This is a genomic window from Roseicyclus sp., assembly GCF_052168335.1.
Taxonomy (GTDB): domain Bacteria; phylum Pseudomonadota; class Alphaproteobacteria; order Rhodobacterales; family Rhodobacteraceae; genus Roseibacterium.
Window position 1 is genome coordinate 1 of record NZ_JBQLZP010000518.1, and the last position, 3,314, is coordinate 3,314.

5 protein-coding genes are annotated in these 3,314 nt (G+C 70.9%); all 5 read right to left on the bottom strand.

Annotated elements, in window-relative coordinates; genetic code table 11:
- Positions 1–886 (bottom strand): 2-hydroxyacid dehydrogenase (locus ACTS11_RS15705; RefSeq protein ID WP_442641238.1); only part of this gene is annotated, 886 nt, incomplete at its 3' end.
- Positions 886–1,224, bottom strand: a complete 339-nt coding sequence (locus ACTS11_RS15710; protein ID WP_442641239.1) for a tRNA-binding protein — start codon at positions 1,222–1,224, stop codon at positions 886–888. The genes ACTS11_RS15705 and ACTS11_RS15710, both read right to left, overlap by 1 nt.
- Positions 1,221–2,033: a pyrroline-5-carboxylate reductase gene (gene proC / locus ACTS11_RS15715; RefSeq protein ID WP_442641240.1), complete on the bottom strand. Its 813-nt coding sequence runs from the start codon at positions 2,031–2,033 to the stop codon at positions 1,221–1,223. The genes ACTS11_RS15710 and proC overlap by 4 nt, the downstream gene beginning before the upstream one ends.
- A gap of 34 nt (positions 2,034–2,067) precedes the next feature.
- Positions 2,068–2,571 carry a YbjN domain-containing protein gene (locus ACTS11_RS15720; protein WP_442641241.1) on the bottom strand — a complete coding sequence of 168 codons (504 nt, stop codon included), beginning with the start codon at positions 2,569–2,571 and terminating at the stop codon, positions 2,068–2,070.
- A gap of 218 nt (positions 2,572–2,789) precedes the next feature.
- Positions 2,790–3,314, bottom strand: a 525-nt coding sequence (locus tag ACTS11_RS15725) for a DUF2726 domain-containing protein (protein ID WP_442641242.1), incomplete at its 5' end; no start/stop codon positions are given.

The window sequence follows — 3,314 nt, forward strand, 5'->3', positions numbered from 1 at the left end:
GGCCCATCGCCTCGCGCACCTCGAGGGCGGCGGTGCCGAGATGCGGCAGGAGGACGACGTTCTCCATGGCCATCAGCCGCGCGGGCACCTTCGGCTCGAACTCGTAGACGTCGAGGCCGGCGCCTCCGATCGTGCCCGCCTCGAGCGCCGCGATCAGCGCGGTCTCGTCGACCACGTCGCCGCGGCTGATGTTCACGAAGATCGCGTGGGGCTGCATGGCGGCGAATTCGTCGGCGCCCATCAGGTGATGCGTCGCGGCGCCCCCGGGCGTCGCGAGCACCACGATGTCGGCCGCGCCGAGCGCCTCGGCCATCCCCATCTGGCGGGCGGGGAGGTCCACCTCCTTCGGCGAGCGGTTCACGTAGACGATCTGACAGCCGAAGCCGAAATGGCAGCGCCGCGCGATGGCCTGGCCGATCCGGCCCATGCCGACGATGCAGACCGTCTTGCCGCTCACGTGGAGGCCGAGCATCTGCGTCGGGTGCCAGCCGGTCCAGTCGCCCCGGCGGAGCATCCGCTCCCCCTCGCCGGCGCGGCGCGCGGCCGACAGGATCAGTGTCAGCGCGATGTCGGCGGTCGCGTCGGTCACGGCGCCGGGGGTGTTGGTGACGGCGATGCCGGCGGCCCTCGCGGCCGCAGCGTCGATGTGGTTGTAGCCCACGCCGAAATTCGCGAGGAGGCGGCAGCGCGGGTCGGGCACGGCGGCGAAGGCCTCGGCCCGGAAGGCGTCGCCGAGGGTCGGCAGCACCGCGTCGAAGTCGCGGAGCGCCGCGACGCATTCGTCGGGGGTCATGGGCGCGGTCGTGTCGCGGCAGGTTACGTCGAAGCGGGCGCTGGCCCTGGCCATGACGCTGTCGGGCAGGCGGCGGGAGATCAGGAGGTTCATCAGTGCATCCTTTCGCCGTTCTCGACGCGCTGGTCGGGCGCGAGGAGGACGATGCCGCCCTCGGGGTCCGAGACGCCGAGGACCAGCACCTCCGAGCGCATCGGCCCGATCTGGCGCGGGGGGAAGTTCACCACCGCCATGACCTGCCGCCCGACGAGGGCCTCGGGCGTGTAGTGCTTGGTGATCTGGGCGGAGCTCTTCTTCTCGCCGATCCCGGGGCCGAAGTCGATCCAGAGGCGGATCGCGGGCTTGCGCGCCTCGGGGAAGGGTTCGGCGCGCAGCACGGTGCCCACGCGGATGTCGACCTTGAGGAAGTCGTCGAAGGAGATCTCGCTCATCCCCGGAGCTCCCGGCTCCGCCCGGTGGCGGCGGCGACGGTGCGGCGCATCAGGGGTGCGAGGCCCGTCCGCGCGTCCATGAGCACCTCGAGGCCGGCCTGCGTGGTGCCGTTGGGGCTGGTGACGTTGCGGCGGAGCTGTTCCGGCGTCTCGTCCGCGCTCATGGCGAGCGCGCCGGCGCCCGCGACCGTCGCCTTGGCCAGCGCCATGGCGAGATCGGGGGGCAGCCCCTCGGCCACGCCGGCCCCGGCGAGCGCGTCGATCATGTGGAAGACATAGGCGGGACCGGAGCCGGAGACGCCGGTGACGGCGTCGATCTGGTCCTCGTCCTCGAGGCGCACCACCTGGCCCACGGCCGAGAGGAGCGCCTCGGCCATGGCGAGGTCCTCGGGGCCCGCGGCGGCATTGCCGACGATGGCGGTGATCCCCTGGCCGATGGCGGCGGGCGTGTTGGGCATGGCGCGGACGATCCGGGTGCCCGGCCCGAGCGCCGCCTCGAAGGTGGCGATGGGCGTGCCGGCGGCCACCGAGACGAAGAGCGTTCCGCCGCCCCCGAAGCGCGCGACCGAAGGCAGCGCCTCGGCCATCATCTGCGGCTTCACCGCGAGAAGGACCACCGCGGGACCGTCGGGGAGCGGTCCGTTCAGGCCCACGCCCTGCCGCGCCAGCCAGTCCGACGGATGCGGGTCGAGCACGTGGACGGAGGCGGGGGGCAGGTCGCGGTCGAGCCAGCCCTCCAGCATGGCCGATCCCATCTTGCCGCAGCCCAGCATGACCAGGCCGCGGCGGGCGATTTCCGAAAATGCCATCTCGCTCCCCCGGATCTGCGTTCGGGGGCGGAGACTAGGCGCGGCCGTAGGCCTCCGCAATGGCGACCTGCATCGCCTCCTCGGGGCTGCGGTCGGACCAGAGCGCGAGCTGGAACGCGGGGTAGTAGCGCTCGGCCGAGAGGACGGCGGTCTCGACGATGCAGGCGATCTGGTCGGGGCTCGCCAGCTGCTCGCCCGCCAGGACGAGGCCGTAGCGGTAGACCATGAGCTTCTGCGAGGCCCACCAGGTGAAGGCGCCCGCCCAGCAGCGGTCGTTCACCAGGTTCATGGTCTCGTAGAGCTTCGCGCGGGTGTCCTCCGGCGGGTCCATGTCGAAGGTGCAGATCATCCGCAGCGTCTCGTCGTAGGACGACCATGCGAGCGTGACGGAATAGGTGCGCCACTGACCCTCGATGGCCATGGCGATCTGGTCGTCGGCGACGCGGTCGAAATCCCAGTCGTGGTGGGTCGCCAGCGACTCCACGATGTCGATGGGATGGATGTCCTCGACGTCCAGATACTGCTCGGAATGCGACATTGCCCAGGCCTCGTGTTTGGCAGCCGTGCGGGGCCTTGGTTATGCTCCCAAGACTCCCACAAATGGCTGGGTGTCTTTGCTAGGGGTCGCCGGGCCATGCCCGGCCCCTACAAGATATCGTGCGGCGACTTGGACAGCCTGTAAAGAAGTATTTTTGTGACGGAAAGACCGGCTTCACCGAATTCTGGCGTTACCCACAAGATATGGCGGGGCAGGACCTACTGCGCCGCCACCTGGTGTTGCGCCTCGACATGCCGCCGAAGCTCCTCGGTCTGGGCCTTGCCAGGGCCGGAGGGTGCGACGAGCATGAAGCCGACGCCCGCCGTGGTGCAGGCATGCGCCTCGAAATCGTCGGCGTCGCTGCCCGTGAGGTTGTCGCGCGCGATGTTGACCGCGACGACGGGCCGCCAGTCGCCGTCCACGATGAGAAAGTCGACCTGGCGCGAGGCCATGAGCGCGACCGCCGCCTTCTCCTGCGAGCGGGACATGCCGTTGGAGCCCGTGTAGAGGAAGGCGCTGAGCGCCACCTGCGGCAGCACCCGGTGCCCCATGACGCTGCGATCGACGATCGCTTCGAGCGCTTCGAAGACCCGTTCCTCGCTCACGTCGATGACGGGCATCTGGTAGGTGCGCAGCGGCGGCAGGGGCGCCTCGTCCTCGACCGCGTCGGGCGCATGGACGGGGGTGGGGTGCGCCTCGACCGCGCGCCTGCGGCGGCGCCGGCGGCGGCCCGACCGCACGAG

Bases quoted from the DNA above. Each gene is read 5' to 3' on its own strand.
- ACTS11_RS15710 (WP_442641239.1), bottom strand. From the start codon at position 1,224: ATGAGCGAGATCTCCTTCGACGACTTCCTCAAGGTCGACATCCGCGTG.
- proC (WP_442641240.1), bottom strand. From the start codon at position 2,033: ATGGCATTTTCGGAAATCGCCCGCCGCGGCCTGGTCATGCTGGGCTGC.
- ACTS11_RS15720 (WP_442641241.1), bottom strand. From the start codon at position 2,571: ATGTCGCATTCCGAGCAGTATCTGGACGTCGAGGACATCCATCCCATC.